This window comes from Mycobacterium sp. E2733 (assembly GCF_001667585.1).
Lineage (GTDB): Bacteria > Actinomycetota > Actinomycetes > Mycobacteriales > Mycobacteriaceae > Mycobacterium.
Genome location: NZ_LZJZ01000021.1, coordinates 94950 through 107591 on the forward strand (window position 1 = coordinate 94950; position 12642 = coordinate 107591).

At 66.2% G+C, this 12642-nt stretch carries 11 protein-coding genes and 1 pseudogene; 6 read left to right on the forward strand and 6 right to left on the reverse strand.

Going from position 1 to position 12642, the window contains the following annotated elements; all coding sequences use genetic code 11:
• The first annotated feature begins 112 nt into the window (after positions 1-112).
• Entirely contained in the window at positions 113-958 is an 846-nt protein-coding gene (locus A5678_RS04590; RefSeq protein WP_068039091.1) for an SDR family NAD(P)-dependent oxidoreductase, read from the forward strand.
• Between the two features lie 15 nt (positions 959-973).
• Here A5678_RS04590 and A5678_RS04595 read toward each other — a convergent pair whose 3' ends face one another.
• The 3 genes from A5678_RS04595 to A5678_RS04605 form a co-directional block, all read right to left on the reverse strand.
• Positions 974-1495 carry an isoprenylcysteine carboxyl methyltransferase family protein gene (locus tag A5678_RS04595; protein WP_068039094.1) on the reverse strand — a complete coding sequence of 174 codons (522 nt, stop codon included), beginning with the start codon at positions 1493-1495 and terminating at the stop codon, positions 974-976.
• On the reverse strand, positions 1489-2514 hold the full coding sequence (locus tag A5678_RS04600; RefSeq protein ID WP_231983571.1) for a type III polyketide synthase: 1026 nt from the start codon (positions 2512-2514) through the stop codon (positions 1489-1491). The genes A5678_RS04595 and A5678_RS04600 overlap by 7 nt, the downstream gene beginning before the upstream one ends.
• Positions 2515-2721: 207 nt before the next feature.
• On the reverse strand, positions 2722-4959 hold the full coding sequence (locus A5678_RS04605) for a molybdopterin-dependent oxidoreductase (protein WP_156746752.1): 2238 nt from the start codon (positions 4957-4959) through the stop codon (positions 2722-2724).
• A gap of 256 nt (positions 4960-5215) precedes the next feature.
• Here A5678_RS04605 and A5678_RS04610 point away from each other — a divergent pair, with 256 nt between their 5' ends.
• The 4 genes from A5678_RS04610 to A5678_RS04625 all read left to right on the forward strand — a co-directional run bounded on the left by A5678_RS04610 (position 5216) and on the right by A5678_RS04625 (position 8457).
• Positions 5216-5398 carry a hypothetical protein gene (locus A5678_RS04610; RefSeq protein WP_068039100.1) on the forward strand — a complete coding sequence of 61 codons (183 nt, stop codon included), beginning with the start codon at positions 5216-5218 and terminating at the stop codon, positions 5396-5398.
• A gap of 127 nt (positions 5399-5525) precedes the next feature.
• Positions 5526-5975 (forward strand): nuclear transport factor 2 family protein, encoded by a 450-nt coding sequence (locus tag A5678_RS04615; RefSeq protein ID WP_068039103.1) that lies wholly within the window; start codon positions 5526-5528, stop codon positions 5973-5975.
• Between the two features lie 199 nt (positions 5976-6174).
• Positions 6175-7566 carry a wax ester/triacylglycerol synthase family O-acyltransferase gene (locus tag A5678_RS04620; protein WP_068039107.1) on the forward strand — a complete coding sequence of 464 codons (1392 nt, stop codon included), beginning with the start codon at positions 6175-6177 and terminating at the stop codon, positions 7564-7566.
• A gap of 18 nt (positions 7567-7584) precedes the next feature.
• A complete protein-coding gene (locus A5678_RS04625; RefSeq protein WP_197502029.1) occupies positions 7585-8457 on the forward strand; it encodes an alpha/beta fold hydrolase in 873 nt (290 codons plus the stop codon).
• Here A5678_RS04625 and A5678_RS04630 read toward each other — a convergent pair whose 3' ends face one another.
• The 3 genes and pseudogenes from A5678_RS04630 to A5678_RS04640 all read right to left on the reverse strand — a co-directional run bounded on the left by A5678_RS04630 (position 8458) and on the right by A5678_RS04640 (position 11189).
• A complete protein-coding gene (locus A5678_RS04630) occupies positions 8458-8934 on the reverse strand; it encodes a nuclear transport factor 2 family protein (protein WP_068039110.1) in 477 nt (158 codons plus the stop codon).
• Between the two features lie 349 nt (positions 8935-9283).
• A pseudogene (locus A5678_RS26315) lies at positions 9284-9558 on the reverse strand (SDR family oxidoreductase); the annotation flags it as partial.
• 14 nt (positions 9559-9572) lie between these two features.
• Positions 9573-11189, reverse strand: a complete 1617-nt coding sequence (locus A5678_RS04640) for an NAD(P)/FAD-dependent oxidoreductase (RefSeq protein ID WP_068039113.1) — start codon at positions 11187-11189, stop codon at positions 9573-9575.
• 259 nt (positions 11190-11448) lie between these two features.
• Here A5678_RS04640 and A5678_RS04645 point away from each other — a divergent pair, with 259 nt between their 5' ends.
• Positions 11449-12633: an acyl-CoA dehydrogenase family protein gene (locus A5678_RS04645; protein WP_068039116.1), complete on the forward strand. Its 1185-nt coding sequence runs from the start codon at positions 11449-11451 to the stop codon at positions 12631-12633.
• Positions 12634-12642 lie beyond the last annotated feature (9 nt).

Genomic DNA, 12642 nt, shown 5'->3' on the forward strand with positions numbered 1-12642 from the left:
TGTTGGCTACATCACGGTTTATCGCGGGTTGCGAATGGGTATACGCAAGCATTCTGGCGGTTTGCCGGCCCTGGGTGTTCCCGATCTCCGCCCGTGGCTCAAGATGTGACCAATGAACGACGCAATGCGCGCTGAGCCGCTGCTGGGCGGCCGAGTGGCGGTGGTGACCGGCGGTGGCGGCGGCATCGGCGCGGCCACCGCGCGACTGTTCGCTCAGCACGGCGCACACGTGGTGATCGTGGACATCGACAGCGGACTTGCCGCGGGGACGGTCGACGACATCGCGGCCTCGGGCGGATCGGCGGTGGCGGTTGTCAGCGACGTCCGTGACGCGGATGCGGTCGACGACCTGGCGCGATCGGTGTTGGATCGCTACGGCCGGGCGGACGTGCTGGTCAACAATGTGGGCCACTGGCTGCGGCATCCGGGAAATTTCGTCGACACCGACCCCCAGTTCTGGGATGAGCTCTACCGGATCAATCTGCACCATGTCTTCCTGGTCACGCACGCGTTCCTGCCGGCGATGGTGGCCCGGCGGGCCGGCGCGATCATCAACGTCTCCTCGGTCGAGGGCCTGCGCGGCTACCCGGAGGATCCGGTCTATGCCGCTTTCAAGGCCGCCGTCATCCAGTTCACCCGCAGCCTCGCAGTGCAGGTGGGCGTGCACGGGGTGCGGGTCAACGCAATTGCGCCCGACGTCACCGAATCCCTGCAGGTGCCCTACTCGCAGTGGTTGTCGGCCGAGGAGCAGACGCAGTGGCCGCGGTGGGTCCCAGTCGGCCGAATGGGCGTGCCCGAGGATCAGGCCGATGTCATCCTGTTTTTGGCTTCCGACTTGTCGGCGTTCGTCACCGGCCACACCATCCCGACCGACGGCGGTACCGGCGCGGCGGGCGGCTGGTTCCGCTCGTCGCGCCGGTCCGACCGCGACTGGACGAATCGTCCCATCGCGCCCTGATCGTGTGGGCAATCTTCAAACCAACCCCAAAGCCGCATTTTCCGCACGGATCCGCACCCTCAACACGAGCGCATTCGCCATGCTGAACACGATCGCCGTCAGCCACGCCGAGTGAACCAGCGGCAGCGCCGCCACCTCGGCCGCGACCGCCGCGTAATTGGGGTGGCGCACCCATCGGTAGAGCCCGTCGTGAACCAATGGGACACCGGGAATGACGATAAGCCTTGGGTTCCAACGCCTGCCGAGGACGCTGACGCAGCGCCAGCGCACCGCGGTGCTGAGCACCACGATCGCGAGCATCGGCCAGCCCAGCCACGCGATGAACGGCCGGGCGAACGCCCACGTTTCCACGACGCACGAAACCAGCAGCAGCGCATGCATGCTGACCATCGCCGGGTAATGGTCCCGGCCGAACTCCTTACCCCCGTGCGCCAGTGACCATTTGGTGTTTCGCTGCGCGACCACCAGCTCGACCAGGCGTTCGGCGCCGATCGCCAGAATCAACAGGTAGTAATACACGGCATCGCCCCTCACCATTGCAGCAGCAGCAGCTCGAAGCTGAAGCCCGGACCCATCGCCAGCATGACCCCGAACGATCCCTCGGTCGGCGGCTCCGCGACGGTCCGGCGCAGAACGTCGAGCACGGACGCCGAGGAGATGTTGCCGTTGTCACGCATGGAGTTTCGGCTGTGCACCAACGCCTCCGGTGATAACCCCAGTGCGCCCTCGATCGAGTCGAGCACCTTCGGGCCGCCGGGATGACACACCCAGACCGAGATGTCCGCGAGGGACAAGTCGTGGTCGGCAAGAAAGCCGTCGACCTCTTCCCGCAGATAGGTGTCGGCCATCTTCGGCACGTCGCGCGACATCACCAGTTGGAACCCGCTCGATCCCACGTTCCACCCCATGACGTCGACCGTCTCGGGAACCACGGCGCTGCGGGTCCCGAGGACGCGCGGGGTGCGACCGCCGTTGCGGACCGGAGGAATTCGATCGGCTCCGGTGGCAACCACGGCGGCAGCGCCGTCGCCGAACAACGACACGCCGATCAGGGCGGGAATCGAGGTGTCGTCACGCTGCAGCGTGAGGGAACACAACTCAACCGACAGCAGCAGGGCGACCTGCCCGGGGTAGGCACGCAAGTAGTCGTGCACGCGCGCCATCCCGGCGGCTCCGGCCACACACCCAAGGCCGAACAGAGGGACGCGTTTGATGTTGGGCCGCAGGCCGATTCGGGTCATCACCCGGGCGTCGATGGTCGGCACCGCGATGCCGGTGCTGGACACCATCACGATGGTGTCCACCTGATGCGGTTCGATGTCCGCCTCGGCCAATGCCGCACGTATGGCCCGTTCGCCGAGGTCCACGGCGACCTCGAGGTAGGCATCGTTCGCTTCGGTGAAACCACTCAACTGCGGGTAACGCGAGAGCGGCAGCGCGAGACTGCGGTGGTCGACCCCCGTCGTCTCTGCGAAGCGCATAAACCGTGGATCGGTGAATTCGGTTAGCTCGCGGGCGACTTCGTCTTGGTTGTAGCGGTGCGAGGTGAAGGCCACCGCCGCACCGGCGATGTGTGGCCCGCGGCGCCCACGATGAATGGCCTGTGATGGGGATTTCCAATGCGATGATGCAGTCATGCCTATGCCGACGACGGCCTCCGCTCACCGGTTCACCGGATCCTTACGCGGGTGAGATGAACCACAGCACGGCCCTCAGCGTCAACCACGTGAGGGCAGAGGGCAGGGGGTAGCGGGCTTACGCGACTAGCTTGTGTGCGCGGGTCGGAATCGGGCTTGATCCTCGATGATCGTCACCGGGATGCCGTTGAGTGCGCCGTTGCCGGACGGTTCGTCGATAAACGTCGGCAGGGAAAGCACATTCGTGTTGACGCCCGGGGAGCTGTTGGCCACCGCCATGCGGGTGCCCGGCTTGCCGTGTCCCCAGCCGTGAGGCATCGAAACCACGCCCGGCTTGATCGCTTCGGTGACCTCGACCGGCACCTTGATTTCCCCGGCGGCCGATTTCACGGTGACGACGTCGTCGTTTTCGATGCCGCAACGGGCCGCGTCATCGGGGTGAATCAGTAACGTGCAGCGGTCCTTTCCCTTCATCAGCGCGGGCACGTTGTGGAACCAGGTGTTGTTCGAGCGCAGGTGTCGGCGGCTCACCAGGACCAGGGGCTGGGCCGGCCGGTCCATCCGGGCGGCCAGCCGGGGCAGGTCATCAAGCAGGTATTGCGGGGCGAGCCGGATCTTCTTGTCGGGCGTGCCCAGGATGTCCGGCAGCTGTGGGACCATCGGGCCGAAGTCGATGCCGTTCGGGTGGGCCTTCAGTAGATCCAACGTGAGCCCGCCCGGGTTCTTCCCGTACTGATCCCCGAAGGGTCCGGTACGAAGCGTGAGATCCAGGATCCGCTCGGGGCCGCCTTGGTCGTAGAGCTCGCGAATCTCCGCCCCGTCGACGCCGCGGGTGAAGGCCAGGTAGTCGAAGAAGCCGTCGTCGATTGCGGCGACGTCAACATCTTCGGCCGGTGTGCCGGTGCACAAACCGGTCAGCCGGATCAGGATCTCCCATTCGTGCGGGCGGTCTCCCGGATCGAACACCGGGGCCGAGTAATTCGCAATGCTGTGGATGGCGAAAAGCAGGATCAGGTCGTCGTGGTGGGGCTGTTCGAGCGGGGACAGCCCGGGCAGGATCACATCGGCGTGCCGCGTCGTCTCGTTGAGCCAAAGATCAACGGAGATCATGGCTTCCAGCATCGGCAGGACTTCGTCGAGCTTGTCGCCGCCCGGGGTCGACAGGACCGGGTTGCCGGCGACGGTGATCAGGGCCTTGAGCTGTCCCTCGCCCGGGGTGGCGATCTCTTCGGCCATGCAGGACACGGGAGCCTGGCCGAGCACTTCCTTCGCCCCGCGCACGCGGGTGTGCCAGCGGCCGAATTCCGGGAGGCCACCTTCGAGGCCGGGCAGCGGCTGGGTGGTGATCGACCAGGCCGCCGGTTTGGGGTACATCGCTCCCCCGGGAACATCGAAATGGCCGGTCAAGATGTTGATGACGTCGACCAGCCAGCTGGCGAGGCTGCCAAACTCTTGATTGCACAGACCAATTCGTCCGTACACCACCGACCTTTCGGTGCCGGCGAGCTCGCGGGCCAGGAGCCGGATGCGGTCCTCGTCGATGCCGGTGACGGCGCTGACCCGTTCCGGGGGCCAGTCCGCGGCGACCCGGCGCATCGTGTCGACACCGTCGACGTGTGGTCCGGGATCGATCAGGTCCTCGGCAAACAGCGTGTGCGCCACGGCCAGCAGCAGCGCGGCATCGGTCCCGGGCACGATGGGAAGCCACTCGTCGGCGCGGGCAGCGGTCTGCGTGCGCACCGGGTCGATGACGATCACCTTGCCGCGCTTGCGGATTTGGTCGATCAGACCCATCACGTCGGGGGCGGCCAGCAAGGACCCCTGGGACGCGGCGGGGTTCGCGCCCATGATCACCATCAGGTCGGTGCGTTCGATGTCGGGCACCGGGAAGTTCCACCAGAGGCCGTACATCAGGTGCGACGACAGGTTTTTCGGCCACTGGTCGACTGTCCCCGGCGAATACGTGATCGGCATGCCGGACATGCCCATCAGCACGCCCGCGTACCGGGCCAGTGAAAACGAATGCGCCAGCGGGTTGCCGGTGTAGGCGGTGACCGCGCCGATGCCGTACTTTTCGATCACCGGCGTCAGCAGTTCGGTGCACCGGCGGAACGCCGTGTCCCAGCTGACCTCCTGCCACTGCCCGTCGACCTTGATCATGGGCTGGCGGATGCGGTCCGGGTCGTCGTGGATCGCCGCAAGTGAGACGCCCTTGGGGCAGATGTGTCCGCGGCTCCAGACGTCGTCGCGGTTTCCCCTGATGCCCGTAACCCTGCCGCCGTCGACCTGAATCTCCAAGCCGCACATAGCTTCACACAGTGGGCAGGTGCGTAGATGCCTGCCGTCTTCGCCCGTCGTCGTCACCCACCCACTGTATTCCGCTACCGACCGTCGCGGAAGTGGCAAATCCGGCGCGGCGGCGTCGTTCAGTTTCATGCGTGGCGTGACGGCCAGGGACCGAGATCAATTCCCGTGTGCGGAATGGGCATCGACGGTTGGGGCGTTGACCGACGCGGAGAGCATCCCTTGAAACACATTTGAGTTTGACCAGTCAGCTGTACAAGCGCGACGCGCCGGCCCTAGCGTCGACGCAGGAAACTTCGGGAAGGGAGCTGGCTCGTTGAGCGATCCACGGCACCCGTCGGGCATCGATTATCTGCGCGATGAAGTCCTCAGCCGCCTGGACGCACGACCCTTCGAGGACTGGTCGCCCGCCCTGCTGCGGGCCCTCATCGCCGTCTTCGATCTGAACGGGGTGACACCGGCTGTGCCACAAGGCTTCCGGCCCCACGTCGTGAGGTGAATTCCCACGTTTGAGCTCGCTTGCTGTGATGACTGTCCCGTTGCTCGCCCCCTGCGTACGCTAGTCATCCAACACAGAAAGACCCTGCGATACGGCGCGAAAGCGCTCCTGACGAGGAGTCACGACGGTGGAGACGTGGGAACTGATCGCCCGCGAGCGAGTCCGCGACACATTGGCGCAATACAACTGGTCCGGCGACGCCGGCCGCCTCGAGGAACTTGCGGAAACGTTCTGCGCAGACGGCGTCCTCGAGATACGCGGCTTTGAGCCGCTGCGCGGGCGATCCGCGATCATCACCTTCCTCGGCGGCGTCACCGGCAACGTCGCCGCCGGCGCCCGCGTCAAGCCCGTGGTCCGGCACAACGTCACCAATCTGCTGTTCACCGCATTGACCCGCGAAGCGGCGCATGTCTCGTCGTACTTCACGGTGGTCACCCACATCGGGTTCGACCATTTCGGCCGTTATCGCGACACCCTCGTGCCCCGGGATGACACCTGGCTGATCAAGCATCGCAAGGTGTCGACCGACTGGGCGGCGCCCGAGTCGGGCATGGCAAGGCAGCCGGCGGGCGGCTGAGTCCTGCGCTGAGATGAACGCGGGTGGCGATTTCGTTAAATGTCTCGCTCAGATGTTTGCCTGAGACCGCTCAACGGCTACAGATAGGAATCACACCTAGAGATTGCAGTCAACCGTGATTGCGTTCGCCGGTGGGGCCCGGGGCTGACCACAGGTCACGTGACCAGCGGTCATGGCCGCACAATCGAGACGAGCGGAAATGCAACGGCTTAGTGGATTAGACGCGTTCTTTTTGTACCTAGAGTCCCCGACGCAGCCGCTGAATGTTTGCTGCGTGCTGGAGCTGGACCCCCGAGAGATGCCCGGGGGCTACACGTTCGGCCACTTCCGGGAGGCGCTGTCGGCGCGGGTGGACGCGGTCCCGGAATTCCGCCTCAAGCTGGCTGACAACCAACTGAACTTCGACCACCCGGTCTGGGTCGACGACGACCGTTTCGACCTGGCGCGGCATCTCCACCGGGTTGCGCTGCCGTCGCCGGGGGGGTCCCGGGAGTTAGCGGAGATCTGCGGGCACCTCGCCGGGCTGGCACTGGATCGTGATCGCCCGCTGTGGGAGATGTGGGTGATCGAGGGCCTCCACGGCGATGCGCTATCGGTCGTCCTCAAGGCCCACCACGCGGTGGTCGACGGGGTCGGCGGGGCCAACCTGCTCGCCCAGTTGTGCAGCACCGTGCCGGACGCCCTGGCGCCGGAACCCGCCGCCCGCGCGGGCGCCGCGAATGCCGTTCAGATCGCCGCGTCCGGCCTCATCGGGGCCGGTTTGCGGCCGTTGCGCCTGGCCAAGGTCGTCCCGGCAACCGCCCTGACGCTGGCGCAAACGTTTCTCCGCGCGCGCGGCGGCGGACACACGATGGCCGCGCCGTTCGCGGCGCCGCACACGGCGTTCAACGGCCCGTTCACCCGGCGGCGCAACGTCGCCTTGACGACGCTTGACCTCGAGGACGTCAAGAAGGTCAAAAACAGGTTCGGAGTCACGATCAACGACGTCGTGACGGCGCTGTGCGCGGGCGCGCTGCGACAGTTCTTCTTGGACCGCAACGAGCTATCGGACAGCCCGATGGTGGCCAGCGTGCCGGTCTCGGTGCGAGGCAAATCCGACCGGCCGGGCCGAAACCAGACCACCTGGATGCTCTGCCGGCTCGAAACCCACATCGGCGATCCGGCCGAACGGCTGAGCAGCATCGCGCAGGGCAACGCCGCGGCCAAAGACCATGCCGCCGCCATGGGTCCCAGCCTGCTGCAGGACTGGACGCAGGTGGCCGGGCAGACCATGTTCGGCGCCGCGATGAAGCTGCTGCCCCGTATCCCATTACCCGAGAAACCGCCGCACAACCTGGTGCTGTCCAACGTGCCCGGGCCGCAGGAGCAGCTCTATTTCATGGGCTGCCGGGTCGACGCCATGTATCCGCTCGGCCCGATCATCGCCGGTGCCGGGCTCAACATCACCGTCATGTCGCTCAACGGCCGACTCGGCGTCGGCCTCATCTCGTGCCCCGACCTGGTCGCCGACCTCTGGGACCTGGCCGACACGTTTCCCGCGGCGCTCAAAGAGCTGCTGAATTGCAGCGAATCGAGCCACCAGCAGACCTGACCGCCACGGCATGGCAAGGTGGCACCCGTGGCCGACACCGTTACGCAGCAGGACCTGCGTGAAATCAACACTCCCAAGGGCGCTTTGCGCTACTACGACTGCGGCCCGGAATCCGCTCCGGTGTTGCTGTTCCTGCACGGCTCGGGACCGGGCGTCACCGGCTGGCGGAACTTCCGCGGCATACTGCCCAGGTTCGCCGAGCGGTTCCGCTGCCTGATCCTGGAGTTTCCCGGGTTCGGGGTCAGCGACGATTTCGGCGGCCATCCGATGGTCGCCGCGTTCGGCACCGTGCCACCCTTCCTGGACGCGCTCGGTGTCCAGCGGGTGCACATCGTCGGGAATTCGATGGGCGGCGGCGTCGGCATCAACTTCGCCACCCACAGCCCCGACCGCGTCGACCGATTGGTGACCATCGGCGGCATCGGGACCAACATCTTCAGCCCCAGCCCCAGCGAGGGCATCCGGCTGCTGCAGGAGTTCGTCGAGGACCCCACCCGGCAGCGGCTGGTCGACTGGCTCAAGTCGATGGTCTACGACCAGGCGCTGATCACCGAGGAACTCATCGAGGAGCGCTGGGAGCTGGCCACCGACCCGGACACGCTCGCCGCCGCGCGGCGCATGTACGGGAAGGCGGCCTTCGCCGCGATGAACGCCGCGATGGCCGCCTCCGACCGCCCGCTGCCGTGGGCCGTCATGCACAAGCTCACGGCGCCCACCCTGCTGACGTGGGGGCGCGACGACCGGGTGAGCCCGCCGGACATGGCGCTCATCCCGATGCGCACCATCCCCAACGCGGAGTTGCACATCTTTCCCAACTCCGGTCACTGGGCGATGATCGAGGCGAAAGAGGCGTTCGAGAGCACCGTGCTGGCTTTTCTCTCGCGCGGCTAATCAGACCGACCCCGTCAGGCCTCTGGTCAACAGGTCGTGCGCGTCCGGATTGCCGTCCAGGACGCGGGTGGTACGCACGCCGATACGCCACTCACCGTCGCTGCGCAGCAGCGTGAAGTGGTTTGCGGCACAACGCCATACGCGATAACCGTCGCCGTCACGCACCAGCACCAAAGACTCGCACACCGCCACCGCCGAGTCGCCGGTGACCGTGACGACGCACGGCCCGAGGAAGTGACCGCATCCCTTGGCCACCAGGTTCTGGTGCGCCGACGAGCGCACCATGGCGTGCACCTGCTCCCGGCCCTCCATGCGCCGGCCGTCGACGTCGTAGATTCCGTCGTCTGCCCACAACCGCGCGGCCGCATCGGCGTCACCGGCATCCACCGCCGGACCGTACGAGGCGATCAGCCGCGCGATATCGCGTTCGTCCTCAAGCCGGCGCAGCCGCGCGGACAGGTCGTCGACGTCACTCACGGTTGCTCCTCATCGTCGGGATCGCCACAGCGGACCATTACCCAGCCCCCACAGGTTAGGACGAACGGCATCAGCATCAACGGCCGACCGGCCGCGGTCCACAACGGGCGTAACCATAACGACGCGTTGGGGTTTGCCAAGTAGATGAATCAGGCGCCTCGAACGTTTTGATCGAAGCGACCCAAGCAGCGGAAATCCACGATGCGGTCGGCAGGTTGGCGCCCGCCGGCGTCGACGTTGTCACCCTGGCGGTTCGGGTGGGCGCAAAGGTCCCCTGGGGTGAGGTTTCCCGCTCCACGCTGACGCGGCGGTGCGGGCGGGGCGCCGGTCGCACGAGCATGGTGACCATTCATTCAGTCGGCCGCTCATGTCGCCTTCTGCGTGAGGCCGCGTCTACGACGAGTTGTGTGCCCGTGATGTAGCGGGCCTCCTCCGAGGCCAGGAAAATCACCGCATTGGCAACGTCGACGGGCTCCACCCACGGCACCGGCAGCAGGTTGCGCGCCTGCAGCACTTCCGCGGCATCCGCGGCGGTCGGGTGATCGAGATCCGGCGCAAGCGTCGAAACGTCTTGTCGTTGAGCACCATCGGGGTCGCGACCGCCCCGGGATGAACGGTGTTGACCCCAAGGAGTCTCTTCATCGCGGCGTCTCAACCAGCTCGAAGCCCGGGTAACCGGCTCTGGCCACCTCGTCGCAGATGTCGTTATAGGTCGCGAAGCCACCGACGAATAGCATGAATCCCCTTGGTTTTCCAGGCACGTTGGCGCCCATGTACCAGGAGTCCGCCTTGGTGAACAGCGTGGCCTCCGCACGTCGGGCACAGTCGGCTCCCCAGCCGTCGACGGCATCGCGGGTCGCTTCGATTGCGGCCAGACCGTGGTCATCCAGGTAAGCAATGGCTGCGGCGATCCAATTCACCTGCGCCTCGGCGTGCAGCACCATGTTCGCCAGCACGGCGGGGGCCCCTGGGCCGGAGATCAGGAACAGGTTGGGAAATCCGTCGACGCCCAGCCCCAGGTAGGTGCGCGGCCCCTGTGCCCATTGGTCCCGTAACCGAAGACCGCCGCGTCCGATGATGTCGATTTTGGCCAACGCACCCGTGAGGGCGTCGAAACCGGTTGCCAGCACGATCATATCGATGTCGTAGTGCGCGGCAGCGGTTTTGATGCCGGTGGTGTCCACGGATTCGATCGGTGTGTCGCGCACGCTGATGAGCGACACGTTCGGCCGGTTGAAGGTGCTGAAGTAGTTGCTGTCGGTGCAGATCCGCTTTGTGCCGATCGGGTGGTCGTTGGGAATGAGCAGGTCCGCCAGCGCAGGGTCGTCGATGACCGCGCGCACCTTCTCCTCGTAGAACTTTCGGGCCTCGTCGTTGGCGGTCATGTCGGTCATCTGATCAGGGAACGTCTTAGAGAACAGCACACCGCCCAGCTGCCAACGCTTATCGAACGCCGCCCGACGTTCCTCCGGCGTGAACTCCATCGTCGGCTTCGGCGCCGTGATGTGTGGTGACCCGCCGCTGCTGCGCCACGAAAGCCGCCGCCGTTCTGCGTAGTTCGCCTTGACGTCGTCGAGTTCCCGTTCGCTCAACGGCTTGTTTCCGGCTGGGACACTGTAGTTGGGCGTGCGCTGGAAGACAAAGAGATGCCTGGCGTGTGCGGCGATGATCGGAATCGATTGAATGCCAGACGAACCGGTGCCGATAACGGCGACCCGCTTTCCCTCAAATTCGACGGGATGCTGTGGCCAGGCGGCGGTGTGGTAGATCTCGCCCGCGAACGAATCGAGGCCGTGGAAGTTCGGCGTCAGAGCCGCTGACAGTGGCCCGGTCGCCATCAGGCAGAACCGGGCGGAGAGCACGTCACCGCGGTCGGTGGTGACCACCCAGCGAAGCATCGTTTCGTCCAGCGCCGAGGACACGACGCGGGTGCCAAATGTGATGTCGCGGCGCAGGTCGAGTTTGTCGGCCACCCAGTTCAGGTACGCGAGGATCTCCGCCTGGGTGGCGTACTTCTCGGTCCAGTTCCACTGTTGCTGCAGTTCATCGGAGAACGAATAGCAATAATCGACGCTTTCGACGTCACAGCGCGCCCCCGGGTATCGGTTGTAGTACCAGGTGCCGCCCAGCTCCGGCGCCGCCTCCAGGACCCGCACGGACAGTCCCTGACTGCGTAGCTTGTGCAGGGCGTAGAGGCCGGCGAACCCGGCGCCGACCACGACAACGTCGACCAGCTCCGCGCTACTCACAGGCACGGACGGTATGTTCCACCACCTCGACCGCCGGGGCCGGTTCCCGTTCACCGGACACTGCGGTGACGTTCTCCCGGCCATCGGGCAAGCGAGCCAAACGACCGGCTGCCGGGCCTGGTCCCGGCGTGCCAGGCCCGGCCGGTGCGCCCCGCATTGTGCATTCAATTCTGACCGCTTTTGCTTCCGCTCATCGGGAACGGCTTCGGCTGGGGCACGAACTGCGGTAGACCATTACTAAGCCCCCAGACGTAAGGACACCAACATGAGCGAACGGGTACTCGACCGGGTCGTGGCGATGGCGGATCAGTTGCGCGACCAGGCCCCCGAGGCCGAGCGGATCGGCCGGCTCACCGACGACACCGTCAAGCTGATGAAGGGCGCCGGCCTGATCCGGCTGCTGCAAACCAAGCAATATCAAGGTTTCGAGGTCCACCCCCGCGAGTTCGCCGAGACGACGATGGCGACCGCGGCGCTGGACCCGGCGGCCGGCTGGATCGTCGGCGTGGTCGGCGTGCACCCCTACCAGTTGGCCTACGCGGACCCGAAAGTCGCGGCCGAAATCTGGGCCGACGACGTCGACACATGGATGGCCTCGCCGTACGCACCGCAGGGGGTGGCCAAGCCCATAGACGGGGGCTACATCTTCAATGGCCGCTGGCAGTTCAGCTCGGGCACCGACCACTGCGACTGGATCATTCTGGGCGCGATGCTGGGCGACGAAAACGGCATCCCGATCATGCCGCCGCAGATGCTGCACATGATCCTGCCGCGCAAGGATTACGAGATCGTCGAGGACTCGTGGAACGTGGTGGGGCTGCGCGGGACCGGGTCCAAGGACGTGATCGTCGAGGACGCGTTCGTTCCGGCCTACCGCACTATGGACGCGACGAAAGTCATGGACGGCACCGCGCAGCGCGAGGCCGGCATGACGGAGCCGCTGTACCTGATGCCATGGTCGACGATGTTCCCGCTCGGCATATCGGCGGCGACGATCGGCATCGCCGAGGGAGCGCTGGCCGCGCACCTGGACTACCAACGAGAGCGCGTCGGCGCCACCGGCACCGCGATCAAGGACGACCCCTACGTCATGTTCGCCATCGGTGAGGCCGCGGCCGACATCAACGCCGCCCGCCAGGAACTGTTGGCCAACGCCGACCGCATCTACGACATGGTCGCCGCCGGCAAGGAGGTGTCGTTCGCCGACCGCGCGGCCGGTCGGCGCACCCAGATCCGCGCCGTGTGGCGCGCGGTGGCCGCGGTCGACGAGATCTTCGCCCGGTCGGGCGGCAACGCCGCCCGCATGGACAAGCCACTGCAACGGTATTGGCGCGACGTGCACGTCGGCCAGCTGCACGCCATCCACATGCCGGGCACCGCCTATCACGCGTCGGCCCTGAGTTCGCTGGGTATCGAGCCGCCCGAGGGCCCGCTGCGGGCTTTGATCTAGGAGAACACG

What these genes read in the sequence shown, in the direction of transcription:
- A5678_RS04645 (WP_068039116.1), top strand. Translation starts at nt 11,449, where the DNA reads ATGAGCGAACGGGTACTCGACCGGGTCGTGGCGATGGCGGATCAGTTG.
- A5678_RS04595 (WP_068039094.1), bottom strand. Translation starts at nt 1,495, where the DNA reads ATGGTGAGGGGCGATGCCGTGTATTACTACCTGTTGATTCTGGCGATC.
- A5678_RS04620 (WP_068039107.1), top strand. Translation starts at nt 6,175, where the DNA reads ATGCAACGGCTTAGTGGATTAGACGCGTTCTTTTTGTACCTAGAGTCC.
- A5678_RS04590 (WP_068039091.1), top strand. Translation starts at nt 113, where the DNA reads ATGAACGACGCAATGCGCGCTGAGCCGCTGCTGGGCGGCCGAGTGGCG.